Annotated in this window: 18 protein-coding genes; 16 read left to right on the forward strand and 2 right to left on the reverse strand. The window is 72.0% G+C overall.

Translation table 11 applies throughout. The features are described from left to right. Positions 1 to 229: 229 nt before the first annotated feature. Together ileS and ACIBO8_RS05485 are read left to right on the forward strand one after the other, a co-directional pair. Positions 230 to 3,346 (forward strand): isoleucine--tRNA ligase, encoded by a 3,117-nt coding sequence (gene ileS, locus ACIBO8_RS05480; protein WP_396113916.1) that lies wholly within the window; start codon positions 230 to 232, stop codon positions 3,344 to 3,346. Between the two features lie 144 nt (positions 3,347 to 3,490). Then, on the forward strand, positions 3,491 to 4,171 hold the full coding sequence (locus tag ACIBO8_RS05485) for a lysophospholipid acyltransferase family protein (RefSeq protein WP_396113917.1): 681 nt from the start codon (positions 3,491 to 3,493) through the stop codon (positions 4,169 to 4,171). On the opposite strand, the gene ACIBO8_RS05490 is transcribed toward ACIBO8_RS05485, so the two are convergent. Together ACIBO8_RS05490 and ACIBO8_RS05495 are read right to left on the reverse strand one after the other, a co-directional pair. Next, a complete protein-coding gene (locus ACIBO8_RS05490; RefSeq protein WP_396113918.1) occupies positions 4,168 to 5,631 on the reverse strand; it encodes a cryptochrome/photolyase family protein in 1,464 nt (487 codons plus the stop codon). The two genes, ACIBO8_RS05485 and ACIBO8_RS05490, sit on opposite strands and share 4 nt — an antisense overlap. A gap of 9 nt (positions 5,632 to 5,640) precedes the next feature. Continuing rightward, positions 5,641 to 8,028: a hypothetical protein gene (locus ACIBO8_RS05495; RefSeq protein ID WP_396113919.1), complete on the reverse strand. Its 2,388-nt coding sequence runs from the start codon at positions 8,026 to 8,028 to the stop codon at positions 5,641 to 5,643. 194 nt (positions 8,029 to 8,222) lie between these two features. Between ACIBO8_RS05495 and ACIBO8_RS05500 the strand changes: the two genes are divergently transcribed. From ACIBO8_RS05500 to nadD, 14 genes are all read left to right on the forward strand, one after another. Beyond that, positions 8,223 to 9,014: an alpha/beta fold hydrolase gene (locus ACIBO8_RS05500; RefSeq protein WP_396113920.1), complete on the forward strand. Its 792-nt coding sequence runs from the start codon at positions 8,223 to 8,225 to the stop codon at positions 9,012 to 9,014. 35 nt (positions 9,015 to 9,049) lie between these two features. Further along, the gene (locus ACIBO8_RS05505; RefSeq protein WP_396113921.1) at positions 9,050 to 11,527 is read left to right on the forward strand and encodes a SpoIIE family protein phosphatase; all 2,478 of its coding nucleotides are present in this window, start codon (positions 9,050 to 9,052) and stop codon (positions 11,525 to 11,527) included. Further along, positions 11,524 to 11,868, forward strand: a complete 345-nt coding sequence (locus ACIBO8_RS05510) for an STAS domain-containing protein (protein ID WP_396113922.1) — start codon at positions 11,524 to 11,526, stop codon at positions 11,866 to 11,868. The genes ACIBO8_RS05505 and ACIBO8_RS05510 overlap by 4 nt, the downstream gene beginning before the upstream one ends. 20 nt (positions 11,869 to 11,888) lie before the next feature. Then, on the forward strand, positions 11,889 to 13,877 hold the full coding sequence (locus ACIBO8_RS05515; protein ID WP_396113923.1) for a TIGR03960 family B12-binding radical SAM protein: 1,989 nt from the start codon (positions 11,889 to 11,891) through the stop codon (positions 13,875 to 13,877). Between the two features lie 53 nt (positions 13,878 to 13,930). Continuing rightward, entirely contained in the window at positions 13,931 to 14,665 is a 735-nt protein-coding gene (locus tag ACIBO8_RS05520; protein ID WP_396113924.1) for a TIGR03936 family radical SAM-associated protein, read from the forward strand. 133 nt (positions 14,666 to 14,798) lie between these two features. Then, positions 14,799 to 17,855, forward strand: coding sequence for an Rne/Rng family ribonuclease (locus tag ACIBO8_RS05525; RefSeq protein ID WP_396113925.1), 3,057 nt, complete (start codon positions 14,799 to 14,801; stop codon positions 17,853 to 17,855). Between the two features lie 93 nt (positions 17,856 to 17,948). Next, positions 17,949 to 18,467: a hypothetical protein gene (locus ACIBO8_RS05530; RefSeq protein ID WP_396113926.1), complete on the forward strand. Its 519-nt coding sequence runs from the start codon at positions 17,949 to 17,951 to the stop codon at positions 18,465 to 18,467. Between the two features lie 191 nt (positions 18,468 to 18,658). Then, positions 18,659 to 18,973: a 50S ribosomal protein L21 gene (gene rplU / locus ACIBO8_RS05535; RefSeq protein ID WP_189207237.1), complete on the forward strand. Its 315-nt coding sequence runs from the start codon at positions 18,659 to 18,661 to the stop codon at positions 18,971 to 18,973. Positions 18,974 to 18,985: 12 nt separating this feature from the next. Then, complete coding sequence (gene rpmA, locus ACIBO8_RS05540) at positions 18,986 to 19,246, forward strand: 50S ribosomal protein L27 (RefSeq protein ID WP_189207236.1); 261 nt, start codon at positions 18,986 to 18,988, stop codon at positions 19,244 to 19,246. A 92-nt stretch (positions 19,247 to 19,338) separates the two neighbouring features. Further along, the gene (gene obgE / locus ACIBO8_RS05545; RefSeq protein WP_396113927.1) at positions 19,339 to 20,877 is read left to right on the forward strand and encodes a GTPase ObgE; all 1,539 of its coding nucleotides are present in this window, start codon (positions 19,339 to 19,341) and stop codon (positions 20,875 to 20,877) included. Positions 20,878 to 20,886: 9 nt separating this feature from the next. Further along, complete coding sequence (locus ACIBO8_RS05550; RefSeq protein ID WP_396113928.1) at positions 20,887 to 21,339, forward strand: GNAT family N-acetyltransferase; 453 nt, start codon at positions 20,887 to 20,889, stop codon at positions 21,337 to 21,339. Positions 21,340 to 21,376: 37 nt separating this feature from the next. Continuing rightward, positions 21,377 to 23,887 carry an aminopeptidase N gene (gene pepN / locus ACIBO8_RS05555; protein ID WP_396113929.1) on the forward strand — a complete coding sequence of 837 codons (2,511 nt, stop codon included), beginning with the start codon at positions 21,377 to 21,379 and terminating at the stop codon, positions 23,885 to 23,887. Positions 23,888 to 23,945: 58 nt separating this feature from the next. After that, complete coding sequence (locus ACIBO8_RS05560) at positions 23,946 to 25,469, forward strand: ATP-binding protein (protein ID WP_396113930.1); 1,524 nt, start codon at positions 23,946 to 23,948, stop codon at positions 25,467 to 25,469. A 19-nt stretch (positions 25,470 to 25,488) separates the two neighbouring features. Continuing rightward, the gene (gene nadD / locus ACIBO8_RS05565; protein WP_396113931.1) at positions 25,489 to 26,076 is read left to right on the forward strand and encodes a nicotinate-nucleotide adenylyltransferase; all 588 of its coding nucleotides are present in this window, start codon (positions 25,489 to 25,491) and stop codon (positions 26,074 to 26,076) included. Positions 26,077 to 26,079 lie beyond the last annotated feature (3 nt).

Below are 26,079 nucleotides of genomic sequence, written 5' to 3' on the forward strand. Positions count from 1 at the left end.
TCGTTGTCTTCTGCAGGCGTCGATCCGGCCATCACCGGGGAGCCTCCGGAAGAAAGGGCCCCTCATGATCCTTGGTCATGAGAGGTCTGAGTAGAACCGGGCGGCACCGGCCCGCACCCCAGCCGGCGAATGAGCGGGCGGCCTCGCGGCCGTCAAGCGAGGTGGTACCGCGGGCTCGGCAGAGCTCGTCCTCGCAGTCCACGTGACCTGCGAGGAGAGCGAACCACCGATGGCGTATCCCCAGCACACCGACGCCTCCGGCGTGCCCGCGAGCCCGGACCTGCCCGCGGTCGAGCGGGCCGTGCTCGAGCACTGGGCTGCCGACAAGACCTTCGAGGCCTCCGTCGACCAGCGGCCGGCCGGCCAGAACGGCAGCAACGAGTACGTCTTCTACGACGGCCCGCCGTTCGCCAACGGGCTGCCGCACTACGGGCACCTGTTCACCGGCTACGTGAAGGACGTCGTACCGCGCTACCAGACCATGCGTGGCAAGCGGGTCGAGCGGCGGTTCGGGTGGGACACCCACGGGCTGCCCGCCGAGGTGGAGGCCGAGAAGCAGCTCGGCATCAGCACCAAGGCGCAGATCCTCGAGCTGGGCGTCGACAAGTTCAACGACGCCTGCCGCACGTCCGTGCTGACCTACACCAAGGACTGGGAACGGTACGTCACCCGCCAGGCCCGCTGGGTCGACTTCGGCAACGACTACAAGACCCTCGACCCCAGCTACATGGAGTCGGTCATGTGGGCGTTCAAGACGCTGCACGACAAGGGCCTGGTGTACGAGGGCTTCCGGGTGCTCGCGTACTGCTTCCGGTGCGAGACGCCGCTGTCCAACACCGAGACCCGGATGGACGACGTCTACCGGGACCGGACCGATCCGGCGTTGACCGTCACGTTCCGTCTCGATACGGGCGAGGACATCGCGGTGTGGACGACCACGCCGTGGACGCTGCCGTCGAACCTCGCGCTCGCCGTCGGCCCCGACATCGAGTACGCGGTGCTCGAGAAGGACGGCCGCAAGCTCATCCTCGGCGCCGGCCGGGTGGGCGCCTATGCCAAGGAACTGGACGGCTACGAGCAGGTCGGCACGGTGCGCGGCAGCGAGCTGGCCGGGCGCCGGTACACGCCGATGTTCGACTTCCTCGTCGAGCAGGCCGGGCCGAACGCCTTCCAGGTGCTGGCCGCCGACTACGTCAGTGACGAGGACGGCACGGGTGTCGTGCACCAGGCGCCGGCCTTCGGTGAGGACGACCAGAACGTCTGCAACGCGGCCGGCATCCCCACCGTCGTGACCGTGGACGAGCACACCCGGTTCACCGCGCTGGTCGCGCCGTGGCAGGGCGTGCAGGTGTTCGACGCGAACAAGCCGATCATCGCCGACCTCAAGGGGCGGGGGCTGGTGCTGCGGCACGAGGGCTACACGCACTCGTACCCGCACTGCTGGCGCTGTGACACCCCGCTGGTCTACAAGGCCGTGTCGTCGTGGTTCGTGGCGGTCACGCAGTTCCGGGACCGGATGGTCGAGCTCAACCAGCAGATCACCTGGACGCCGTCGCACATCAAGGACGGCTCGTTCGGCAAGTGGCTGGCGAACGCCCGCGACTGGTCGATCTCGCGCAACCGCTTCTGGGGTTCGCCGATCCCGGTGTGGAAGTCCGACGACCCGACGTACCCGCGGGTCGACGTGTACGGCTCGTTCGAGGAGATGGAACGCGACTTCGGCGTGAAGGTCACCGACCTGCACCGCCCGTACGTCGACGAGCTGACCCGCCCGAACCCGGACGACCCGACCGGGAAGTCGACCATGCGCCGGGTCCCCGAGGTGCTCGACTGCTGGTTCGAGTCCGGGTCGATGCCGTTCGCGCAGGTGCACTACCCGTTCGAGAACAAGGACTGGTTCGAGCACCACTACCCGGGCGACTTCATCGTCGAGTACATCGGCCAGACCCGTGGCTGGTTCTACACGATGCACGTGCTGGCCACCGCGCTGTTCGACCGGCCGGCGTTCCGCAACTGCCTGAGCCACGGCATCCTGCAGGGCGAGGACGGGCGCAAGATGTCCAAGAGCCTGCGCAACTATCCGGACGTGTACCAGGTCTTCGACACGTACGGCTCGGACGCCATGCGCTGGATGCTCATGTCCTCGCCGGTGCTGCGCGGCGGTGACATGCCGGTCACCGAGACCGCGATCCGCGACTCGGTCCGGCAGGTGCTGCTCCCGCTCTGGAACGTCTGGTACTTCTTCAGCCTGTACGCGAACGCGTCGGGTCACACCGCGACGCTGCGGACCGACTCGTCGCACCTGCTGGACCGGTACATCCTGGCGAAGACGAACGAGCTCATCGCGGACGTCCAGGCGAAGATGGACGACTACGACATCTCGGGCGCGGCGGGGGCGGTGCGGGCGTATCTCGACGCGCTGACCAACTGGTACGTCCGCCGCTCGCGCGACCGCTTCTGGGCCGGAGACGCGGATGCCTTCGACACCCTGGCCACGGTCCTCGAAGTGCTGTGCCGGGTGGTCGCCCCGCTCGCGCCGCTGACCACCGAGGAGATCTGGCGCGGGCTCACCGGCGGCCGTTCGGTGCACCTGACCGACTGGCCTTCGGCGGACGCGTTCCCGGCGGACCACGAGCTCGTGGCGTCCATGGACGCCATCCGCGAGGTCGCCTCCGCGGCGTTGTCGCTGCGCAAGGCCCGGGCGCTGCGCGTACGCCTGCCGCTGGCCAGGCTGACCGTGGCCACCCCGGACGCCGCGCAGCTACGGGCGTTCCGTGACCTGCTCGCCGACGAGGTCAATGTGAAGGAGGTCGTGCTCGCCGAGGATCTCACCGCGTACTCCCGGAAGGTCCTGACCGTGGTCCCGCGAGCCCTGGGTCCGCGCCTGGGCAAGCAGGTGCAGCAGGTCATCAAGGCCGTCAAGGCCGGCGACTGGGAGCTGGTCGACGGCGCGCCGGTCGCCGCCGGCGTCGCGCTCCAGGAGGGCGAGTACGAGCTCAAGCTCGTCGCCGCCGACGTGGAGAACTCCGCGCCGCTGCCGGGGGACCGTGGTGTCGTCGTGCTCGACACCGAGGTCACGCCCGAGCTCGCCGCCGAGGGTCTGGCCCGGGACGTCATCCGCGTCGTGCAGCAGGCCCGGCGCGACGCCGACCTGGACGTCTCGGACCGCATCACGCTGACCGTCGCCGCCTCCGAGGCCGTGGTGGCCGCGGTCGAAGCACACCGCGATTTCGTGGCTGCCGAGACGCTGGCCACCTCGCTGGGCTTCGGTGCGGTCGACAAGGGCTTCGCCGGTGAGGTCGGCGAGGGCGAAACCGTCACCGTTTCGGTCGTTCGCGCCGGCTGAGCGGCTCCGCAGGGCTCGGCATTTGCCGTCTTACGCGGTACATGCCGAGCCCGGCACCCAAGATCAACGGGAGAATTCCCGCCGGCGTCGGATAATGTCCTACCGCCCCCCACTTTTTCTTGCAGTCCCCGCCGGAGGAACACGTTGCCGCTGCTCTACTCGATCGGCAAAGTCACTGTCGGTAACGCGATGATGCTCGGCTGGCGACCTCACGTCGAAGGCCTCGAGAACATCCCCGCCACCGGCGGCGCCATCTTCGCCGGCAACCACCTGTCCGTCGCCGACGAACTGTTCCTCGGCGCCACCGTCCCCCGGCACATCGCCTTCTGGGCCAAGGCCGAGTATTTCCAGGGCGGCGGCATCGGCGGCACCATCACCAAGTTCGTCATGCACGGCCTCGGCGCGATCAAGGTCGAGCGCGGCGGAGGCCGGGCCGCGCTCACCGCGTTCGACGGGGCCATCCCGGTGCTCAAGGCCGGTGACATGGTCGCCGTCTACCCCGAGGGCACGCGTTCGCCGGACGGGCGGCTCTACCGCGGTCGCACCGGCGTCGCGCGGCTCGCCGTCGCCGCGGGCGTACCGATCATCCCGGTCGGCATGCAGGGCACGGACAAGGTGCAGCCGATCGGCCAGCCGTACCCGAAGCTCGGCAAGGGCAAGGTGACCGTCAGGTTCGGCAAGCCCATCGAGACCACCGGGCGCGCCGACGACCGCACGTCGCTGCGCGCGCTGACCGACGAGGTCATGGCCGAGATCCAGAAGCTCACCGGCCAGGAGTACGTGCCCCGCTACGCCCCGCCGCGCGCCGCTCCCGAGGAGTCCTAAGGCGCCCGGCTTCCGCGTGCCTTCTCCTGCTCGACCAGGGCGTCGAGGTCGACGAGCCGGTGCAGGCCCTGCACCGGCCGGCGCATGCGGTGGTTGGCACGCAGGCGGTCCTCGTTGCGCTCCAGAAAGGCCCAATATCCCGCCGTGTACGGGCAAGCGTCGTCACCCACCCGCACCTTCGGGTCGTAGCGGCAACCGCCACAGTAGTCACTCATGCGGTGGATGTAGGCGCCGCCGGCCGCATACGGCTTGGTGCTCATCCGGCCGGCGTCGGCGTACTGGCTCATGCCGACCACGTTCGCGGTCATCACCCACTCGTAGCCGTCGACGACGGCCCGGTGGAACCAGTCCGCCATCGCCTCGGCGCGCCAGCCGCGCTGCAACGCGTAGTTGCCCAGCACCATCAGACGCGGGATGTGGTGCACCCAGCCGCGATCGCGTACCCCGGCCAGCACGTCGGCGAGGCAGCGGGCCTCGACCGCATCGGCGTCGAGCTCCGCGAACCAGGCCGGAAGCCGTCCGCGCGCCCGCAGCTCGTCGGAGCGGCGGTACTCCGGCTCGAAGTACCAGTACAGGTGCCAGATGAAGTCGCGCCAGCCGATGATCTGCCGGATGAAGCCCTCGACGCTGCTGAGCGGGGCGGCACCCGCGCGGTAGGCGGCCTCGGCCCGCTCCACCACCTCGACCGGGTCGAGCAGCCCGAGGTTGAGCGGCGCGCTGAGCATGCTGTGCGCCATCCACGGATCTCCGGCGAGCATGGCGTCCTCGTACGGCCCGAACGCCGGAAGCCGGTGCTCGACGAAGTGCCGTAACCGCGCCAGGGCCTCCGTGCGGGTGGCGGGGAACAACCGCGGGCCGTCCCGGCCGAGGAATTCGATGCCGTCGTCGCGCTGCCAGCGGTCCAGATCTTCCCGTACGCCGGCATCGATGTCGTCCTCGCGGATCTCGGGCGGCTGCGGCAGGTCCAGCCGTTTCGCGCCGCGCGGTGGCGGCTCGCGGTTCTCCGCGTCGAGGTTCCAGGCGCCGCCCACGGGCTCGGTGCCCTCCATGAGGATGCCGTGCCGCAGCCGCGCCTCCCGGTAGAAGTCCTCCATCCGCAGGCCCCGGCGGCCCCGGGCCCAGGCGACGAAGTCCTCCGGCGCCGTGACGAACCCGCGCGGCGGCAGCATCTCCACGCCCAGCCGGTGCACGAGCCCCCGCGCGGCGCGGGAGGTCGGGTGGCAGACGCTCAGCCCGTCAGCCCGGACCGCTTCCCCGTACGTCTCCGCGCGGACGAATTCGGCCTGGTCGCCGAGCTCGGCGGCACGATGACGCAGCGCCGAGAGCACGAGATGGGCCTTCTGCCGGTGGAACGTGCGGCGCCGGAACACCGCCCGCGACTCCACCAGCAACGCGGGCTGCTGAGGGTCGTCCAGGAAGTGCGGGCCGAGCTGGTCGGCGAAGAGCCAGCGCCTCGTCATGGGGACGAACTACCCGCTGCTCACCTGGGCATTCCCCTGGATCCGGGGCCGCAGCACGGCCTCACGCACCACCCCGGTGAGCTCGGCGCTCTCCTCCACCGACCGGCGGGTCAGCAGCACCGTGGCCAGGCTGCCGTGATCGGCCCAGGCACAGACGACCACCGCGGCGCCCCCGCTGCGGCCGACACCGCAGCGCTCGTGCACGCCGGTCTCACCCAGATCGAAAGAGCGGACGTCCTCGATCGAGTACTTGCCGGACAGGTGCGCGATCTCGGCCTCGACGTCACTCTCCGGCGTCAGGCGCAGGCCGGTCGTGCCGAAGAGAGTGACCCGTTTGCCGTTGCCGTCGGCGTACATGCCGGCGAACACATCACCGGACGAGACCAGGCTGGTGCCCTGCACCTGGTCGGCGAGGCGCTCGGTGGCCCGGCGGCCGGCGTCGTCGTCGCGCAGCTCCAGATCTGCGACGGTCTGCGGCAGGACCGCCGAGACCGGATACTGCTGCGCGGCCGGCCAGAGGAAATAACCCGGTACGCCGCAACAACACAGCGCGCTGAGCAGAGTGAACACGAGAAGTCGCCGCCCCCAGCGGCGCTTACGGCGCGGCGGCGCGGGCGGCGGGCGCAGTGCCTGGGGCGGGCCCGCGTGCGGCGGGCGCCCGGGCGGTGGGCGCAGTGCCTGGGACGGGCCCGCCTGCGACGGGCGCCCGGGCGGCAGAGCCGGAGGTCCCTTTCGTCTTTTCTTCGCAGCCTTTCCGGGCGGCGGCGAAGGCAGCGGCCGGGCACGGTCCAGGTAGGCCGGAGGGAGCGCGGGCGCGGGGCGCTGCGGTGGTGGTGCTGCCGGGCGAGGCTGGACGGGGAGACGGTTGACCGGGGCGGGTGCGGGTGCGGGTTCGCTGCGGCGCTTGCGGCCCCAGCCGCGGCGGCGCGGCTCGGGGGCCGCGGGCGGTGAGGCGGCCTGGGGTGAGGTGGCGGGCCACCACGGGGGCCTCTGCGGCGAGGGGATTCCCTGCGCTGCGGAGGACGGCGGGGCTGCGGGCGGCAGGCTTGCCGCCGGCAGCCCGGGGTGTGGCTGAGCTGTTCCGGGTTGCCGCGCTGACGACGGGGGCTGGGGTGCGGCCGCCGCCGGGGGTGACGGCGTCGGGGGCAGACCGGCGCCGGGCTGGTCGATGCGGGTGGGCGGCAGCGGGTGCTCGGCCCGGGTCGGTGGCAGTGGGTGGTCGACGCGGCTGGGCGGCAGCGGTTGTTCGACGCGGGTCGGTGGCAGCGGGTGGTCGACGTGGGTGGGCGGCAGAGGCCGGCCCAGCCCGGTCGGTGGCGGGACCGGCCGGTCCACGCGGGTCGGCGGCATCGCCTCCGGGAACGGCTCCAGGACGTCGATCGGGGTGTCCTGGTCGGCCCAGGGGTCGACCGGCGGGGTGGTGGACCAGTCCTCGTCGTCCGACCAGGGGTCCACCGCGGGCGGCGGTTCGGGGGACGGGGCGCGCCGGTTCCACCAGGACTTCTTCGGCGACGGCGGCGGGACGGCCGCCGAGCCGCTCCAGCGCTCCGGCACGTCCTCGGCCACCGGCACGTCGCCGGTCGAGGGCTCGGGCGCGGCGCCCGGCGCGACGCGGGCGGTGGGGCCGGCCGGACCCGCCGGACCGGCGCCGTCCGCCAGCGCCGAATCCAGGCCGTTGTCCGCCCGGGTCGGCTTCGGGCCGCTCTCCGCCGGCGTCGGGTTCGGCTCGCCGTCCACCCGGGTCGGGTCGGGGATGGTGCCCTCCACCCGGGTCGGGTCGGGGATGGGGCCCTCCACCCGGGTCGGGTCGGGGATGGTGCGGGCCGCCGGGATCGTCTCGGGCGTGGTGCCCTCTACCCGCGTCGGGTCGGGGCCGGTGCGGGCCGCCCGGGTCGTCTCGGGCGTGGTGCCCTCCGCCCGGGTTGGGTCCGGGCGGGTGCCGGCAACTGGGGTCGGGGCGGGGCCGTCTATCCGGGTAGGGGTGGGCGCCGGGCCCTCTATCCGGGTTGGGGCGGGCGCGGTGCCCTCCACCCGGGTTGGGGCGAGCGCGGTGCCTTCTACCCGGGTTGGGGCGGGCGCGGTGCCCTCCACCCGGGTTGGGGCGAGCGCGGTGCCTTCCACCCGGGTTGGGGCGGGCGCGGTGCCCTCCACCCGGGTTGGGGCGAGCGCGGTGGCGTCCATCCGGGTCGGGTCGGTGTCGGCGCCGGCCGCTCGGCTCGCTTCGGGGGCGGTGCCCTCCACCCGGGTCGGGTCGGGGGTGGGGCCGTCCACCCGGGTCGGGTCCGGGCCGATGCCGGCCGCTCGGGTGGGGTCGGGGGTGGGGCCGTCCACCCGGGTCGGGTCCGGGTGACCGGCGGATCCGTCCGCGGCCGGGTCGCCCGGCTGCTGGTCGGTCATCCGTCGTCTCCTCCCACGGGGGTGCTGCTTCACGCCAGGTTAGAGGCGGTCCGCCACTGCGCCGGCCCGATCATCGACGGCCGTGGACCCGCAGCGGCCGCCCGGCCCGCGGGAATCGCTCGGCGAGAGACGGACAGAGGGGGCGATGTGCGGGACGGTATGGAGTCGTATGGTGACCCGGTGGTGATCCGTAGATGAACTTGACTCAGAAACACGCGCTCACCGTGACGGGCCGCCCGGACGGGCAGCCGATGATGTTCGCGCACGGGTTCGGCTGCGATCAGAACATGTGGCGTTTCGTCGCGCCCGAGTTCATGGACACCCATCGGGTCGTGCTTTTCGATCATGTGGGTGCGGGGCGTTCGGATCTGCGGGCGTACGACGACCGGCGCTACTCGAGTCTCGACGGGTACGCCTCGGACGTGCTCGAGATCGTGCATGACCTGGACCTGCACGACGTGGTCTTCGTGGGTCACTCGGTCAGCGCGATGATCGGTGTGCTCGCCGCCGTCCGCGAGCCCGGCCGCTTCGCCAAACTGGTGCTGGTCGGGCCGTCGCCGCGCTATATCGACGACGGGGACTACGTCGGGGGGTTCGGCAGGGCCGACATCGAGGCGATGCTCGAATCGCTGGACAGCAACTATCTCGGGTGGTCGAGTGCGATGGCGCCGGTGATCGTGGGCAATCCGGACCGGCCTGAGCTGGGCCAGGAGCTGACTCAGAGCTTCTGTGCCACCGATCCCGCGATCGCCAGGAAATTCGCGCGCGTCACGTTCCTGTCGGACAACCGTGCGGACCTGGCGAAACTGCGTACCCCTGCCTTGATCTTGCAATGCGCCGACGACGTCATCGCGCCGTCGGTCGTCGGGGACTACGTGCACGAGCACCTCGAGGGGAGCACACTGGTGGCCATGAACGCGACCGGCCACTGCCCGAACCTGAGTGCACCGGGCGAGACGGTCGCGGCGATCAAGGCGTACCTCTGACCGACATGACGGAGAGCGGCAATGGCGGTCCCGACATGACGCAGGATCTGCGCGTGCCCTGGGACGAGGATCCGGGAGACCTGTACGAGCATGCGCCGTGCGGCTACCTGACCACGCTGCCGGACGGCACGATCGTGAAGGTCAACGAGACGTTCCTCTCGTGGACCGGGTACGACCGCAGTGCTCTCGTCGGCCTGCGCCGCTTCCGCGATCTCCTCAGCCCCGGCGACAAGATCTACCACGAGACGCACTACGCGCCGCTGCTGTCGATGCGGGACGACGTTCAGGAGATCGCCTTCGAGCTCGTCCGCGCCGACGGCCGGCGCCTGCCCATTCTGGTCAACTCCGTGCTCGGCCGTGACCCGGCCGGCCTTCCAAGGGTGATCCGGACGATGGTCTTCGACGCCACCGAGCGACGCGGCTACGAGCGGGAGCTTCTCGGCGCCCGGCGCGCCGCCGAGGGGTCCGAGCAGCGGGTGCGAGCCCTCCAGCAGGTCGTGGCGGATCTCGCGGCGGCGCCCACCGCGAGGGAGGTCGCCGAGGCGGTGGTGGGCGCGCCCGCAGCCGCGTTCGAGGCCGCCGGTGCCCAGGTCTGGCTGCTCGACGTGGATCGGGAACAGCTCGTCGCCCTGGCCGGCACCGAGTCGGACGGCCCGGTGCGCGACGAGATTCCGTTGGCCTCCTCCCGGCCGGTCGCCCAGGTCGCCCGCCGCGGCGACCTGCACGTCATCGGCTCGCTGGAGGAGGCCGACAAGCACTTCCCGGAACTCGCCGTCGCGATGCGCCGCACCGGTTACCAGACCGTGGTGATGCTTCCGCTGACCGCCGGCTTCGCCGGTGAATCCATCGGCGCCGACGTGCTCGGCGTCCTCAGCTTCGGCTTCACCGAGAAGCGCGAGCTGACCGACAGCGAGCTACGCGTGGTCCGGCTGCTGGGGCACCAGGCCGGGCAGGCGCTCGACCGGGCCCGGCTCTACGACGACGCCCGGCGCCGCGAGGAGCGGGCCACGTTCCTTGCGGAGACCACGCGGGTCCTCGACGAGGAGTCCCGGCTGATGCCGCGGGCCCGCCGCCTGATCGAGCGGCTCGTGCCGGAGGTGGCCGAGTGGGCCGCCGTACGCCTGCAGATCGGCCCGGCCGGGCTGCTCGCCGACGCGGGCGGCCCCGCGCCCGACCCCGACCGGCTCGCCGAGCGGGTCGCCCTGGTCGCCGCCAACGGCAAGGCCGAGCTGACCGCCGAGGGCCCCGATCCCGACAGTGCCGTGCTGCCGCTGTCCGCCGGCGGCAAGGTCCTCGGCACGCTGGCGCTGCGGATGGCGCCGGGCCGGCGTACGGCCTCCGCCGAGGCCGCGTTCCTCGGCGACCTGGCCGACCGGGCCGGGCTGGCACTGGAGAACGCCCGCCTCTACGAGCAGGAGCGCGCCGTCGCGCGGACCCTGCAGCGCAGCCTGCTCGCCCACGACCTGCCGACCGATCCGCGATTCGCCGTGGAGACGCACTACCAGGCCGCGGCGCTCGACATGGAGGTCGGCGGCGACTGGTTCGACGCCTTCCTGATCACCCCGGACAAGCTGGCCGTGGTCGTCGGTGACGTGGTCGGCCGCGGCATCGACGCGGCGACCACGATGGGTCAGCTGCGCAGCGCGATCCGGGCGCTGGCGTCGGCCGAGGCGGGGCCGGCGCGCCTGCTGGAACGGCTCGACCGGTTCGTCGACCGGGTCGAGTCGGCGCGGATGGCGACCGTCGCGTACGCCGAGGTCGACCTCAGCACCAGCGAGATGACGTACGCCTGCGCCGGGCACCTGCCGCCGCTGCTGGCCGAGCCGGGCGGATCGCCGCGCTACCTGATGGAGGGCCGTTCCGGGGCGCTCGGTTCGCGGGCCGGGCGGCGCCGGCGTCTCGAGCACCGTACGCACCTGGCGGCCGGCAGCCGGCTGCTGCTCTACACCGACGGGCTGATCGAGCGGCGCAACCGGCGCATCGACGCGGGCTTCGAGATGCTGGCCCGCGCGTACGCGGGCCGCCGCGACGCCCCGCTGCCGGGCCTGACCGCCGGGCTGGCGCACAGCCTGGTCGGCCGGGAGCACGTCGACGACGTGTGCCTGCTGTGCCTGGCGATCGGCACCGAGGAGCGGCTGGAACGCGCGATCGGCGCGGACCCGATCCAGATCGCGCTCCTGCGCAAGGACATGCGCGGCTGGCTGGCGTCGCACGGCATCGACGAGGACACCACCCAGGCCGTCCTGCTGGCGTGCTCCGAGGCCGTCGCCAACGCCATCGAGCACGGCTATCGCAACGACCCCTTCGGTATCGTCGACGTCACCGCGGTCGTCTCCCCGGAGGCGATCGAGGTCAAGATCACCGACCGTGGCGACTGGCGCGTCCCGCACGGGGACGAGGTGCGCGGCCGTGGCCTGCGGCTCATCCACCAGACGATGGACGAGGTCACCTTCGACCGTACCGACGGCACCACGGTCACCATGCGGCGAGCGCGCCAGGAAGGCTCAGCATGACCGACCAGTGGGTGACCTTCGCCAGCCTCGGTGACGCGGAGCTCGTCCGGCTGGCCGGTGAGATCGACCTCGCGAACGCCCCGGAGATCGGGCGCGAGATATTCCGGCACGCCGGTGGGGCTCCCGCCGTGCTGATCGACCTGACCGCGGTCTCGTTCCTGGACAGCGCGGGGGTGCGGCTGCTGGACGCCCTGGTGGGTGATCTCGACGACGCCGGCACCCGGATCAAGCTGGTGGTGGGGGAGACCGGCCCGGCCCGGATGACCCTTCAGCTGTGCGCGTTCCGGGAGGACCTGCTGGCCACCGACCTCGACCGGGCCGCCAAGGAATTGAGCATCTAGCCCGCGTACCCTGGAGACCCATGAGCGTCTCTTCGGTCTTCCCGCAGCTCGAGCAGCTGCTGCCTCGGGTCAGCAAGCCGATCCAGTACGTGGGCGGCGAGCTCGGCGCCGTCGTCAAGGACTGGGACGCCACCACCGTCCGGTGGGCGCTGATGTATCCGGACGCCTACGAGGTGGGCCTGCCCAACCAGGGCGTGCAGATCCTGTACGAGGTGCTCAACGAGCAGCCCGACGTGCTGGCCGAGCGGACGTACGCGGTCTGGCCCGACCTCGAGGCGCTGATGAAGGAGAACGGCGTCCCGCAGTTCACGGTCGACGCCCACCGCCCGGTCCGCGCCTTCGACGTGCTCGGGCTGTCGTTCGCCACCGAGCTCGGCTACACCAACATGCTCTCCGCCCTCGACCTGGCCGGCATCCCGCTGGACAGCGCCGACCGCGGCGAGGACGACCCGATCGTGCTGGCCGGCGGCCACGCCTCGTTCAACCCCGAGCCGATCGCCGACTTCATCGACGCCGCGGTGCTGGGCGACGGCGAGGAGGCGGTCCTCGAGATCACCGGCATCATCCGGCAGTGGAAGGCCGAGGGACGCCCCGGCGGCCGCGACGAGCTGCTGCTGCGCCTGGCGCGCACGGAGAGCATCTACGTCCCGCGCTTCTACGACGTCGACTACCTGCCGGACGGCCGGATCCAGCGCGTCGTGCCGAACCGTCCGGACGTGCCGTTCCGGGTGGCCAAGCGCACGACCATGGACCTCGACGCCTGGCCGTACCCGAAGAAGCCGCTGGTCCCGCTCGCCGAGACGGTCCACGAGCGGTACGCGGTCGAGATCTTCCGCGGGTGCACCCGGGGCTGCCGGTTCTGCCAGGCCGGCATGATCACGCGCCCGGTGCGGGAGCGGTCGATCACCACGGTGGGCCAGATGGTGAAGGAGGGGCTGGAGTTCTCCGGCTTCTCCGAGGTGGGCCTGCTCTCGCTCTCCAGCGCCGACCACTCCGAGATCGGCGACATGTGCTCCGGCCTCGCCCAGCAGTACGCGGACACCAACGTGTCGCTGTCGCTGCCGTCGACCCGGGTGGACGCGTTCAACATCGACCTGGCCCAGGAGCTGTCCCGCAACGGGCGCCGCACCGGCCTGACGTTCGCGCCCGAGGGCGGCTCCGAGCGGATCCGCAAGGTCATCAACAAGATGGTGACCAAGGAAGACCTGATCCGTACGGTCGTGACCGCGTACTCCAACGGGTGGCGGCAGGTGAAGCTCTACTTCATGTGCGGCCTGCCCACCGAGACCGACGAGGACGTGCTCGAGATCGCGCACATGGCGCACGAGGTGATCCGGGCCGGCCGGGCCGCCGCGGGCACCAAGGACATCCGCTGCACGGTGTCGATCGGCGGGTTCGTGCCCAAGCCGCACACTCCGTTCCAGTGGGCGGCGATGGAGCGCCCCGAGGTCATCGACAACCGCCTCAAGCTGCTCAAGCAGGAGATCAACAGCGACCGGTCGCTGGGCCGCGCGATCGGCTACCGCTACCACGACGGCGAGCCGTCGCTGATCGAGGGCCTGCTCTCGCGGGGCGACCGCCGGGTCGGCAAGGTCATCCGGCGAGTCTGGGACAAGGGCGGGCGTTTCGACGGCTGGTCCGAGCACTTCTCGTACGCCCGCTGGGTCGAGGCGTGCGCGGAGGTCCTCCCCGGCTTCGGTGTCGACCTGGACTGGTACACCACCCGTGAGCGGGACCAGCTCGAGGTGCTGCCCTGGGACCACCTGGACTCCGGCCTCGACAAGGACTGGCTCTGGCAGGACTGGCAGGACTCCCTCAGCGAGTACGAGCAGGACGACTGCCGCTGGACGCCGTGTTTCGACTGCGGCGTCTGCCCGGCGATGGACACCGAGATCCAGATCGGGCCCACCGGCAAGAAGCTTCTTCCCCTGACCCCGGTGAACCATCCAACCGCCCCGCCCGCCGCCCAAAATTCGACTGAAGGCCCCCACCTGCGGGTCCCCGTCTAGGAGAGTCCGACATTCCCCCCAAGAACCAGCCCGCGGGCGGTCAAGCCCCGGTCGTGCAGCGCATCCGGCTTCGGTACGCGAAACGCGGACCGTTGCGCTTCACGTCGCACCGTGACTTCGCGCGCGCCTTCGAGCGGGCTCTGCGGCGCGCCGGCGTACCGATCGCCTTCTCGCAGGGCTTCACCCCGCACCCCAAGATCTCGTACGCGAGCGCCGCGCCGACCGGCGTCGGCAGCGAGGCGGAATACCTGGAGATCGGCCTGCAGGCCGAGGTCGACCCGGCCGCGCTGGTCGCGGCGCTGGACGCGGCGCTCTCGCCCGGCCTGGACGTGCTCGACGCGGTCGTCGCCGGCGACGGCAGCCTGGCCGACCGGATCGACGCCTCCCGCTGGCGGATCGAGCTGCCCGACGTCGACCCGGAGGTTGCGGAGAAGGCCGTCGAAGCCTTTCTCGCCGCCGACGAGGTCCTGGTCGAGCGCATGACGAAGCAGGGGCGGCGCTCGTTCGACGCCCGAAATGCAGTTGCGTCCTTCGCTGTCAGCAAGGAGTCTGGCGCACCTTCCGGGGCCGCGGCGGCACGGTGTGCGATAATCGACCTTGTCGTGCGGCAGGTCACTCCCGCCGTTCGGCCCGATGACGTCATGTCCGGCCTGCGCGTGGTGGCCGGCCTGGAGCCGCCGGTGCCCCCTCGGGTGACCCGGCTGGCCCAGGGCTCGCTCACCTCGCAGGGGGAGATCGTCGATCCGTTGGACGCGGATCGCGAGGACGCACCCATCGGAGGGCGCTAGCCGGTTCGGCCGGTGCCCGCGTTGGCAGACTTCGGAAGCCCGTCCGACGAAGGACGGGACCCGAAAAACTTGCGGCGACCCTGCGTGGCAGCGCTCACCCGCGCCCGGGGCCGCCAGAACTGGAGAGCGCCCCATGCTCGATAACGAGCCACAGGGCGGTGAACGGGACGAGGCCACCACACCTCCGACCGCCGAAACCGCCGAGACCACTACACCCGCGCGTCGTACGAGGGCCCCGCGTCGCAAGGCCACCGCACCGGCTGCCGTGCCGGTGGATGCGCCGGGTGCCGAGCCCGGCGCGGCCGACGAGGCTGCGAACGCGAGCGACGCGGCCGCAGCCGCCGATGCGCCCGCCGCCCCGGTGAAGGCGACGCGCAGCCGGGCCCGCAAGAAGGCCGCCCCGGCGGCCGCTGCCGTGGAGCCCGCCGCCGAGCCGGCCGCCGCCGACTCGGTCACTGCCGACCCGGTCGCTGCCGGGGAGAGCCCGGCCGGCGACGATGCGCCCGCCGCCCCGGTGAAGGCCACGCGCAGCCGGGCCCGCAAGAAGGCCGCCCCGGCCGCCGCTCCCGTGGAGCCGGCCCCGGCCCCCGCCCCGGTCGTCGCTGAGGCTGCGGACGAGGAAGAGGCCGAGGATGTCGCCGCCGGCGCGCCGGTGATCGGTGTGCTGCCGCTCGACGACGACTTCGTGGAGGAGGCGCCCACCACGCGGCGCCGGGCGCGCAAGGCCGCGCTGCCTCCCGCCGTACTGTTCATGCCTCCGGAGCCCGACGCCGAGCCCGCCCCGGCACCGCGCCGCAGCCGCCGGGGTGCCGCGGCCGTGGCACCTGCCGAGCCCGTCGCCGAGGTCGCCGAGACGCCGGCCGAGCCGGTGCCCGCCGCCGAGGAGCCGGCCGAGGGGCCGCGCAAGAGCCGTCGCCGCCGCCGGGGTGCCGCCGTGGAGGCCGACGAGGCCCCCGCCGCCGAGATCGCCGAGCAGCCCGTGCTCGAGGAGGCCGACGAGACCGCGGACGACGTCGAGGACGGCGCCGAGGACGACCTCGACGAGGACGACGCTGGCGCGCGCCGCCGTCGCCGGCGGGGACGCCGGGGCCGCGGCAGGGGCAAGGGGCCGTCCGACGAGGGCGACGACTCTCCCGAGGCCGGCACCGGTGATGCCGAGGAGGCCGCCGAGGCCGAGGCCGAGGGCGACGACGAGGAGGCCGACGAGGGCGACGGGGTCACCCGCCGGCGCCGGCGGCGGCGTCGCAAGGGGTCGGGGGACGCCGAGACCGGCGGTGTCGAGGACGGCGTGCACACCGTCGTGCGGGTGCGCGAGCCGCGCCGCAGCGACGAGGTGCAGGGCGTCTCCGGCTCCACCCGCCTGGAGGCCAAGCGACAGCGCCGGCGCGACGGGCGGGAGCAGCGGCGTACCCGGCCGCCGATCCTGAGCGAGTCCGAGTTCCTGGCCCGCCGTGAGGCCGTCGACCGGGTCATGGTCGTACGCCAGAAGCCCGACCGGATCCAGATCGCGGTGCTCGAGGACGGCATCCTGGTCGAGCACTACGTGTCGCGGACCACGTCCGGGACCATGGTCGGCAACGTCTACCTGGGCAAGGTGCAGAACGTGCTGCCCAGCATGGAGGCGGCGTTCGTCGACGTGGGCCGCGGCCGCAACGCCGTGCTCTACGCCGGCGAGGTCAACTGGGACGCCACCGGGCTGGAGGGCCGGGCCCGCTCGATCGAGCAGGCGCTGCGCTCCGGCGACTCGGTGCTGGTCCAGGTCACCAAGGACCCGATCGGGCACAAGGGCGCCCGGCTGAGCAGCCACATCGCCCTCTCCGGCCGGCACCTGGTCTACGTGCCCAACGGCAACGCCTCGGGCATCAGCCGCAAGCTGCCCGACAACGAGCGCAAGCGGCTGCGCGACGTCCTGAAGAAGCTGGTGCCGGACGGCGCGGGCGTGATCGTGCGGACCGCCGCCGAGGGCGCCAGCGAGGACGAGCTGGCCCGCGACGTCAAGCGGCTGCAGGCGCAGTGGGAGGACATCCAGGCCAAGGCCGCCGAGGGCAACGCGCCGCGCCCGCTCTCGGAGGAGCCCGACCTGGTCATCCGCGTGGTCCGCGACCTCTTCAACGAGGACTTCCGCGAGCTGATCGTGCAGGGCGACCAGGCGTACGGGGAGATCGAGAACTACCTCGAGTCGGTCTCGCCGGACCTGGTCGAGCGGCTGCACCGGCACACCGGCAGCGCCGACGTCTTCGCCGAGAAGCGCATCGACGAGCAGATCCTCAAGGGCCTCGACAAGAAGGTGTTCCTGCCCTCCGGCGGCCACCTGGTGATCGACCGGACCGAGGCGATGACCGTGGTCGACGTCAACACCGGCAAGTACACCGGTGCCGGCGGCAACCTCGAGGAGACGGTCACCCGTAACAACCTCGAGGCCGCCGAGGAGATCGTGCGGCAGCTGCGCCTGCGGGACCTAGGCGGCATCGTGGTGATCGACTTCATCGACATGGTGCTGGAGAGCAACCGCGAGCTGGTGCTGCGCCGGCTGACCGAGTGCCTGGGCCGGGACCGGACCAAGCACCAGGTCACCGAGATCACCTCGCTGGGCCTGGTGCAGATGACCCGCAAGCGGATCGGCGCGGGCCTGCTCGAGGCGTTCAGCGAGACGTGCGAGCACTGCAAGGGCCGCGGCGTGGTCATCCACACCGAGCCGGTGCCGGAGAAGCGCTCGTCCGGCGCGGCCACCCAGGTCAAGGCCGTCGCGGCGGCGGCGCGTACGGAGGCACCGGCGCCGCCCGCCAAGTCCCGGCGCCGCCGTGGTGGCGGGGGCGAGCAGGCCCCGGCCGAGCCGCAGGCTGCGCCCGAGCAGCCCGTGGAGCACCCGGTGGAGGACCCGGCCGCGGACACGGCCGGGCTGCCCCCGACCGTCTCCGGGGTCGTCACGCCGCAGGGCTCGGGTGTCATCACCCCGGCGGCTGTCGCGGTCCCCGCGAACGACGACGATGACGACTACGACATCAGCGGCTACGACCTGTCCCGGTACGAGACCGGGTCGTCGTACCCGGCGGAGTCGCTGCAGCTGACCGGGGCGGACGACCCGGACGCAGCCGACGACGACGAGGACGACGACGAGCCGGTCGGGGCCGGAGCCGGCAGCCGGCGACGCTCGCGCCGTGGCGGCTCCCGGCGGCGCACCAGGCCCTGAGAAAGCGCACGAAGCGGGCGGTCCCGGCAGGTTATGCCTGCTGGGGCCGCCCGCTCCATGTCCCGTGATCGATGTCGGCTACCCTCCCTGACCATGCGACGCCTGCTCTGCCTGACCGCCCTGAGCGGTGCCCTCCTGCTCGGTGCCTGTTCGACCGACAAGACGGCCGACACCGCCACCCCGGCCACGGCCGCCCCGGTCCTCCCCACGCCCGGCGTGAGCGGCGGTCCGGCCCCGGCCGGTTCGACCGATGCCGGGGCGGGTGACGCCGCGCTCAGGGGGAACACCGGGGCGATCTGCAGCCAGGCCGCCAAGACCGGCGGCGACGCCGCCAGGAACTTCGCCCAGGACCTCAAACTGCTCATCGACGCGGAGTCGGCGCAGGACCGGGACGCGGTGGCGAAGGCCAAGGAGAAGACCAGCCGGGACGTCGAGAACTACTCCTTCGCGCTCGCCGACATGGCGAAGCTCGCCTCCGAGCCGGAGCTGAAGGAGGCGCTCACCGCCATGAGCAAGCAGGTCTCGGCGCTCAAGGGTGACGTGCGTAAACTTGACCCCGCGAAACTGGGGGGACTGCAGGAGACGCTGGCCAAGGCCTGCGGCACCGCCTGAGCGTCTCCCCGGTTTGGGTCGCACCCGTGCGATGAAGTACGCTATCTGTCGGCGCTTTTCCAGGCGCCATGTTCCTGTGCGCAGCGTGTCTGAGGGTAATAGTGGCTCTGAGAGCAATGCGGCGCCGGGACCGAGTTCCATCCGCCAAGCAGCGACGTTCCGCTGCGTAAGTCTCAGGGAGTCCGCGTCCCATGTACGCGATCGTCAAGACCGGCGGCAAGCAGTACAAGGTTGCCGAGGGCGACGTGATCGAGGTCGAGAAGCTCGCGGGTGTGCCCGGCGACTCGCTGACGCTCGCCGCGGTCCTCCTCGTCGACGGTGACAACCTGGTGACCGATGCGGCCAAGCTTGCCAAGGTGACGGTGTCCGGCGAGATCGCCGAGCACACCAAGGGACCGAAGATCCGGATCCACAAGTTCAAGAACAAGACCGGCTACCACAAGCGCCAGGGGCACCGCCAGCCGCTGACCCGCGTCAAGGTGACCGGCATCTCCAGCGGGAAGTAGGGGCGAACCGCCATGGCTCACAAAAAGGGTGCTTCCAGCTCGCGGAACGGCCGTGACTCCGCCGCTCAGCGGCTCGGGGTGAAGCGGTTCGGCGGCCAGCTGGTCAACGCCGGCGAGATCATCGTCCGCCAGCGCGGCACGAAGTTCCACCCGGGCGACCTGGTCGGCCGCGGTGGTGACGACACGCTGTTCGCGCTCGCCGCGGGCAACGTGCTGTTCGGGCACAAGCGTGGCCGCAAGACGGTCAGCATCGTGCCGGTTGCGGCCGAGTAACACGGTCGCTCACGCAGCGTCTCAGCGGGCCGTGGACCTTCCGGGGTCCGCGGCCCGCTGTCTGTGTTCCATCAAGCAGTGGGAGTACCGAAGTGGCTATGTTCGTCGACCGGGTCGTGCTGCACCTGCAGGCAGGTGACGGCGGGCACGGCTGCGTCTCCGTACGCCGGGAGAAGTTCAAGCCGCTCGGCGGGCCCGACGGCGGTAACGGCGGCCACGGGGGCGGCATCACCCTCGTCGTCGACCCGCAGCAGCACACGCTGCTCGACTTCCACTTCCGCCCCCACGTCAAGGCGCAGAACGGCGTCGGCGGCATGGGCGACAACCGCGACGGTGCCAACGGCGGCGACCTCGTGCTCAAGGTGCCGGACGGCACGGTCGTGCAGACCCTCGACGGCGAGGTCATCGCCGACCTGATCGGCGCCGGCACCACCTTCGAGGTAGCGCGCGGCGGCCGGGGCGGGCGCGGCAACGCCTCGCTGGCCAACACCCGCCGCAAGGTGCCCGGCTTCGCGGAGCTGGGCGAGCCCGGCGACCACCTCGACGTGGTCCTGGAGCTCAAGAGCGTCGCCGACGTCGGCCTGGTGGGCTTCCCGTCGGCCGGCAAGTCCTCGCTGATCTCGGTCATCTCCGCGGCCAAGCCGAAGATCGCCGACTACCCGTTCACCACCCTGGTGCCGAACCTGGGCGTGGTGCAGGCCGGCGACCAGACCTTCACGGTCGCGGACGTGCCGGGGCTCATCCCGGGCGCCGCCACCGGCAAGGGGCTGGGCCTGGAGTTCCTGCGGCACATCGAGCGCACCTCGGTGCTGGTCCATGTCCTCGACTCGGCGGCGCTGGAGATCGAGCGCGACCCGATCGCCGACCTGGAGGCCATCGAGGCGGAGCTGGCCGCGTACGGGGGGCTGGAGGACCGGCCCCGCATGGTGGTCCTCAACAAGATCGACATCCCGGACGGCCGCGACCTGGCCGAGATGGTCCGCCCCGACCTGGAGGCGCGCGGCTACCGCGTCTTCGAGGTCAGCGCGGTCACCCGCGAGGGGCTCAAGGAGTTCACGTACGCCCTGGCCGAGGCCGTCGCCGCCCACCGCCTCGCCGCCCCGGTGGTCGAGCCGACCCGGCCCGTGGTCCGGCCGCGCGCGGTCGACGAGAAGGGCTTCACGATCGAGAAGGACGCCGAGGGCGTGTACGTCGTCCGCGGCATCCAGGTCGAGCGCTGGATCCGCCAGACCAACTTCGACAACGACGAGGCGATCGGCTTCCTCGCCGACCGGCTGGAGCGCATCGGCGTGGAGGCGGCGCTGGCGAAGCAGGGCGCCCAGCCGGGCGACCCGGTCCGCATCGCCGACCGCGAGTTCGACTGGCAGCCCAACGCCGGCGAGTACGTCTCGGGCCCGCGCGGCACCGACGCCCGCCTCGAGGACGATTCGCACCGCGCCACCGCCGCCCAGCGCCTGGCGGCCCGTAAGGCCCGCCGGATCCGCTCGGACGACGAACTGCTGCACATGAGCGAGGACGGCACCGTCTCCACCGTCTCCATGGCGGCCAAGCCGGTCCTGGTCACCGACGATGAGGACCTGGACGACTCCCGTCCAGATGCCAGCAACCAGGCGGAAACGAACGGCGCCTAGGGTGGCGGGGTGATCATCGAATCCCGCACCCTGGCGGACCCCGAGCTGGCCACGTTGCTCGTCGCACAGCAGCGTGAGCTGGCCGAGGCCGACGGCGGGCAGGACGGTGTGGTCTACCCGATGCACGACGACGTCTCGTACCTCGTCGCGGTTGTCGACGGCCGGGCCGTTGCCTGCGGGGCGTGGCAGGCTCTCGAGCCGGGCGTGGCCGAGCTGAAGCGCATGTACGTCCGCCCCGCGTTCCGGGGCCGCGGCATCGCGCGGCAGCTGGTCGTGGCGCTGGAGGAGGAGGCGCTCGCGGCGGGACGGCCGGTGCTGCGCCTGGAGACCGGTACGTACCTGCCCGCGGCCATCGCCCTCTACCGGTCCGCGGGGTACACCCCGATCCCCGTGTACGGCGAGTACGTGGGCAACCCGTACAGCGTCTGCTTCGAGAAGTCCCTGGCGCTCACGACCCGCTGACCCCAGCGGACGCCGGGTAACAGGCATGATGGTCGACATGCCTAGCTTGACCCGCGCCGAGGCGAACGCCCGGGCCGTCACCGTCACCGTCACCGGATACGACATCGCGCTCGACCTCACCGGCGGCGGTGACACGTTCCGTTCCCGTACGGTGCTCACCTTCGGTGCCGAGCCCGGCAGCGAAACCTTCGTCGAGCTGGAGCCCGTCACGCTGCTGTCCGCCACGCTCAACGGCACCGCGCTGGACCCGTCCGCCCTCGCCGCCGAGCGGCTGACACTGACCGGCCTGGCCGCCGACAACGAGCTGGTGGTCGAGGGTGAAATGCGCTACTCGAACACCGGTGAGGGGCTGCACCGCTTCGTCGACCCCGCGGACGAGCGGACCTACCTGTACGCGCACATGTTCCTCGACGGCGCCCGCCGCATCTTCCCCTGCTTCGACCAGCCGGACCTCAAGGCGCCGGTCACGCTGACCGTCACCGCGCCCGAGGGCTGGCTGGTGGCGGCGAACGGGGAGCGCGCCGGTGCCGTGGACGCGGGGCGGTGGCGGTTCGCGCCGACCAAGCCGCTGGCGACGTACTTCGTCTCGCTGATCGCGGGGCCGTACCACGCGCGGACGGACGAGCACGACGGCATCCCGCTGGCCCTCTACTGCCGGCAGGCGCTGGCCGAGCACCTCGACGAGCAGGCCGACGAGCTGTTCACCGTCACCAAGCAGTGCCTCGACCGCTACCACGAGATCTTCGACGTCCGGTATCCCTTCGGGCACTACCAGCAGGCGTTCGTGCCCGAGTTCAACTTCGGCGCGATGGAGAACCCGGGCCTGGTGGTCTTCCGCGACGAGTTCATCTACCGGTCCGCGGTCACCGACGCCGAGCGTGAGCAGCGGGCGATGGTGATCGCGCACGAGATGGCTCACCAGTGGTTCGGCGACCTGGTGACCATGGCGTGGTGGGACGACCTGTGGCTCAACGAGTCGTTCGCCGAGTACCTCGGGACCAGGATCACGGCCGAGGCGACCCGCTTCACCGGGACGTGGACGTCGTTCGCCATGCAGCGCAAGGCCTGGGGCATGCGCGCCGACCAGCGCCCGTCGACGCACCCCGTGGCGCCGAGCGATGTCGACGACACCGCGCTGGCACTGCTCAACTTCGACGGCATTTCGTACGCGAAGGGCGCCGCCGTCCTCCGCCAGCTGGTGGCCTACGTGGGGGACAAGGCGTTCCTGGCCGGGCTCAACGATCACTTCGCGGCGCACGCGTACGGGAACGCCACCCTGGCCGACCTGCTCGCCGCCGTCTCCCGGTCCAGTGGCACCGACCTGAGCTCCTGGGCGGAGCTGTGGCTGCGCCGCGCCCAGCTCAACACCCTGCGGGCCGAGGTCGAGCGCACCGGTGACGGCCGGTACGCGCAGGTCGTGCTCGTGCAGACCGCGCCCGAGGAGCACCCGACGCTGCGCCCGCACAAGCTCTGCCTGGGCCTCTACGACCACGGCGCCGACGGGGTGGTGACCCGGCGCCGGCTCGTCGAGGTGGACGTCGACCCGCGCGCCGACGGTGGTCGTACCGTGGTGTCCGAGCTGGCCGGTGAGCCCGCCGCCGACCTGTTGCTGGTCAACGACGGCGACCTCGCGTACGCGAAGGTGCGCCTCGATCCCGCGTCGGCTGACGCCGTACCGTTGATCTTGCCGTTGCTGGACGACTCGCTGGCGCGGGCGTTGCTCTGGGGGGCGACGCTCGATGCCGTCATCGACGGCGAACGTCCGGTGGCGGAGCTGGTGACGCTGGTGCTGGCCGCGCTCCCGGCCGAGCGCGAGGTGGCCGTCGTCGAGGACGTCCTGCGGATGACGCGGGGCCTGGTGGACCGCTATCCGACGCCGGAGACCCGGCCGGCCGCTCTCGAGCTGGTCGCGCAGGCCTGCGACCGGCTGGTCGCCGCCGCCGAGCCGGGCAGCTCGCTGCAGCTCGCCGGGGTGCGGGGGCTGATCGGCGCCAGCATCGATACGGTACGGCTGGCAGGCTGGCTGGAGGGCGAGAACGTGCCGGCCGGGGTGGCCGTCGACGCGGACCTGCGCTGGCTCCTCCTGTACCGCCTGGTGGTGCTGGGCGCCGCGGGTCCGGAGCGGATCGAGGCCGAGCTCGCCGCGGATCGCAGTGCCTCCGGTGAGCAGTGGGCGGCGCGCTGCCGGGCCGCGCTGCCGGACGCCGGGGCCAAGGCGCGGGCCTGGCAGCTCATCACCGAGGACCCGGACGCCTCCAACCGCATCCTGGACGCCACCGCGCAGGGCTTCTGGCAGCCGGAGCAGCTCGACCTGGTCACCCCGTACGCCGAGCGCTACTTCTCCGACATCCCGGCGATGCTCGAGCGCCGTCCCGGCATGAGCGGGGAGCGTGTGGCCGTCACGGCGTACCCGTCGGTGGTGATCGCCGAACGGACCCGGCAGCTGGCCGCGGAGCTGCTCGCCGACCCCGGGATCTCCTCGATCGTGCGCCGCGTGGTGACCGACGGCGACGACGACGTGCGCCGCGCGCTGCGGGCCCGGGGATAGGCGATTCGCCCCTTACTTCTCGTAAGAGCCGATAGCCTTCGCTGTACGGGGGTGAGCGGTGGAGTGGTCCGAGGAGCTGTCCAGCGGCCTGTTGCAGGCCGCCCCGGACGCGATCGTGGTCATGGACGAGGGCCGCATCGTGCTCGTCAACGACCGCGCCGAGGAGATCTTCGGGTGGCCGCGTGCCGAGCTGCTGGGCAAGCACGCCCACGTGCTGCTCACCGACGGTGCCCGCGAATCTTTCCCCGACGAGCTCAAGCTCAGCGGTAAGGAGCGCCCGCCGGGCCCGGTGGGTACGGTCGCGCTCCAGGTCCGCCGCCGGGACGGCTCCGAGTTCCCGGCCGAGGCGTCGCTCGCCGTCGCGGGGGTGCCCGGCGGCCGGGTGGCCGTGGCCGTCGTCCGCGACGTGACGGAACGGCATCAGCTCAAGGCGGAGGCCCACAGCCACCGCAGCCAGCGCCTCGAGGCGCTCGGGCAGCTCGCCGGCGGCATCGCGCACGACTTCAACAACCTGCTCGGCGTGATCGTCAACTACGCCAACTTCGTCATCGAGGAGGCGGAGTCGCCGACCCCGGACGTCGCCACCATCGCGGCCGACGCGCGCCAGGTCATCAAGGCGGGGGAGCGCGGCACGGGCCTCACCCACCAGCTGCTCAAGTTCGCCCGGCGCGAGGTGATCCGGCCGCAGGTGCTGGACCTCAACGAGGTCGTCGCGGACGTCGAGGGGCTGCTGCGGCGCTCGATCGGCGAGCACATCACCCTCATCACCCGCCCCGCCGCCGCCCTGCCGCCGGTGACCTGCGATCCCGGTCAGATCGAGCAGCTGCTGGTGAGTCTCGCCGTCAACGCCCGGGACGCGATGCCCTCGGGCGGCAACCTGGTGATCGACACGGCGCACTCGCATCTCTCGCCCGGCGAGCACGCGGAGCTGCCCGCCGGTGACTACGTACGGCTGCGGGTCAGCGACTCCGGCCGGGGCATGGCGCCGGACGTCATCGAGCGGGCCTTCGAGCCGTTCTTCACGACCAAGCCCAACCACGAGGCGACCGGCCTGGGGCTGGCGACGGTGTACGGCATCGTCACGCAGGCCGGCGGGAGCGTGAGCCTGACCTCCGAGCCGGGGCTGGGCACCACGGTCACCGTGCTGCTGCCCGTGTCCGAGGCGGAGGGTGCGGAACCCGAACCGGCCGTCGAGCCCGCGGACACCGGAGGGCACGGCGAGACGCTGCTCGTGGTGGAGGACGAGGCGGCCCTGCGCGAGGTGGCCGGGCGCATCCTCTCTGGGGCCGGCTACCGCGTGCTCACGGCCGACGGCGGCGCCGAGGCGCTGCGGCTCGCGGCGCTCCACGAGGGCCACATCGATCTGCTCGTCAGCGACGTCGTCATGCCCGGCATGCTGGGCAAGGAGCTGGCCGAGCGGCTCGCCGAGGTCCGGCCCGACACGCGGGTGCTCTACATGTCCGGGTACGCCCAGCCCGTCCTCGCCTCGCAGGGCACCCTCGACCCGGGCGTCGCCCTGCTCGAGAAGCCCTTCACCTCCGAAGACCTGCTGGCCGCGGTCCGCAAGCGGCTCGACGGCTGACATCGCCTAGGATTCGCCGATGCGGCGGCGGCGACGGATCGGCATCATGGGCGGCACCTTCGACCCGATCCACCACGGTCACCTCGTGGCGGCGAGCGAGGTGCAGAGCCGCTTCGACCTGGACGAGGTGGTGTTCGTGCCGACCGGGCAACCCTGGCAGAAGGGTACGGTCAGCCCCGCCGAGGACCGCTACCTGATGACCGTCATCGCGACCGCCTCCAACCCGCGCTTCCACGTGAGCCGGGCCGACATCGACCGCGACGGCCCCACGTACACCGTCGACACCCTCCGCGACCTGAACGCGATCTACGGGCCGGAGGCGGAGCTCTACTTCATCACGGGCGCCGACGCGCTGGCCCGGATCCTGTCGTGGAAGGACGCCCTCGAGATGCTCTCGCTGGCGCACTTCGTCGGGGTCACGCGGCCCGGCTTCGAGCTGTCCGACGCGCACCTGCCGGCCGACACGGTGACGCTGGTGGAGGTGCCGGCGATGGCCATCTCGTCGAGCGACTGCCGGGAGCGCGTGGCCAAAGGTCACCCCGTCTGGTACCTCGTACCCGATGGTGTGGTGCAGTACATCGCGAAGCGGCATCTCTATCGTGACTGATGA

Source organism: Actinoplanes sp. NPDC049681, assembly GCF_044465265.1.
Classification (GTDB): Bacteria; Actinomycetota; Actinomycetes; order Mycobacteriales; family Micromonosporaceae; genus Actinoplanes.

What these genes read in the sequence shown, in the direction of transcription:
- ileS (WP_396113916.1), top strand. Translation starts at nt 230, where the DNA reads ATGGCGTATCCCCAGCACACCGACGCCTCCGGCGTGCCCGCGAGCCCG.
- ACIBO8_RS05490 (WP_396113918.1), bottom strand. Translation starts at nt 5,631, where the DNA reads ATGACGAGGCGCTGGCTCTTCGCCGACCAGCTCGGCCCGCACTTCCTG.
- ACIBO8_RS05495 (WP_396113919.1), bottom strand. Translation starts at nt 8,028, where the DNA reads ATGACCGACCAGCAGCCGGGCGACCCGGCCGCGGACGGATCCGCCGGT.
- ACIBO8_RS05500 (WP_396113920.1), top strand. Translation starts at nt 8,223, where the DNA reads ATGAACTTGACTCAGAAACACGCGCTCACCGTGACGGGCCGCCCGGAC.
- ACIBO8_RS05505 (WP_396113921.1), top strand. Translation starts at nt 9,050, where the DNA reads ATGACGCAGGATCTGCGCGTGCCCTGGGACGAGGATCCGGGAGACCTG.
- ACIBO8_RS05510 (WP_396113922.1), top strand. Translation starts at nt 11,524, where the DNA reads ATGACCGACCAGTGGGTGACCTTCGCCAGCCTCGGTGACGCGGAGCTC.
- ACIBO8_RS05515 (WP_396113923.1), top strand. Translation starts at nt 11,889, where the DNA reads ATGAGCGTCTCTTCGGTCTTCCCGCAGCTCGAGCAGCTGCTGCCTCGG.
- ACIBO8_RS05525 (WP_396113925.1), top strand. Translation starts at nt 14,799, where the DNA reads ATGCTCGATAACGAGCCACAGGGCGGTGAACGGGACGAGGCCACCACA.
- ACIBO8_RS05530 (WP_396113926.1), top strand. Translation starts at nt 17,949, where the DNA reads ATGCGACGCCTGCTCTGCCTGACCGCCCTGAGCGGTGCCCTCCTGCTC.
- rplU (WP_189207237.1), top strand. Translation starts at nt 18,659, where the DNA reads ATGTACGCGATCGTCAAGACCGGCGGCAAGCAGTACAAGGTTGCCGAG.
- rpmA (WP_189207236.1), top strand. Translation starts at nt 18,986, where the DNA reads ATGGCTCACAAAAAGGGTGCTTCCAGCTCGCGGAACGGCCGTGACTCC.
- pepN (WP_396113929.1), top strand. Translation starts at nt 21,377, where the DNA reads ATGCCTAGCTTGACCCGCGCCGAGGCGAACGCCCGGGCCGTCACCGTC.
- nadD (WP_396113931.1), top strand. Translation starts at nt 25,489, where the DNA reads ATGCGGCGGCGGCGACGGATCGGCATCATGGGCGGCACCTTCGACCCG.